Here is a 693-nt window from a genome sequence, read left to right on the forward strand (position 1 = left end):
GTGTATTTGTTTTTAACTTTTTGTTTCTAAAGCCAAATCACTGATTTGGCGCTGGTAGCCGAAGCTAAGGACTCACAAAAACGCTACGAATCCCGAAATGCGCTATAGCAGCGTGTTAGGTGCAGAACTTATTATTTTTTCATTTAATAATACTTTCGCCAGTTCACTCATTAACTCAAAAGCGTCTCTAAAATCTTCCTTCTTTTTAAGAAATCCTGTCAATTTTATCTGAATCATAGGAAGAACCTCATAGTCTTTAGCAACAATTCCTTCCGTCTTGAAAATTAATGAAAATGATTTTCTTTTCTTTCTAAATTCAGCTATAGTTGCATTATTCTGTAAGTTTTCCTTCAGTTCATTAAACCCGTTTGAAACAGTTAAAATTCCGTCTTTATTACCAAGCATTGAAGTCCAAATGTTTTTGGTTATGCGAACAGAACATTCTTGTCTGTAATGAAAAGTGCAATGAATGATAGTCCTTGCGGACCATAAATTGTCATTTGAGTAACTAGTCTTAATATTAAATGCTAAACCTTTTTTTGAAATCTGCATTTGAGTTGCCGATAAAACACCACCTACTTTAATAGTTCCATCAAAGTCTTTTGCAATTTTTCTCCATTCTGTATTTGGTTTTATTAGGTCGTACATTCAATTATTATTTTTGAGCGCCTTGGTTTGTTTTGCACCTAACGG

General features: G+C 33.5%; 1 protein-coding gene. It reads right to left on the minus strand.

Annotation, left to right across the window (positions count from 1 at the left end):
- Window positions 1–102 precede the first annotated feature (102 nt).
- Window positions 103–648, minus strand: coding sequence for a hypothetical protein (locus ACSX1H_RS19495; protein ID WP_439185934.1), 546 nt, complete (start codon window positions 646–648; stop codon window positions 103–105).
- Between the last annotated feature and the right edge of the window lie 45 nt (window positions 649–693).

The organism is Carboxylicivirga taeanensis, assembly GCF_051851475.1.
Lineage (GTDB): Bacteria > Bacteroidota > Bacteroidia > Bacteroidales > Marinilabiliaceae > Carboxylicivirga > Carboxylicivirga taeanensis.

Excerpts from the sequence above, each read along its gene's own strand:
- ACSX1H_RS19495 (WP_439185934.1), bottom strand. The coding sequence starts at position 648 with ATGTACGACCTAATAAAACCAAATACAGAATGGAGAAAAATTGCAAAA.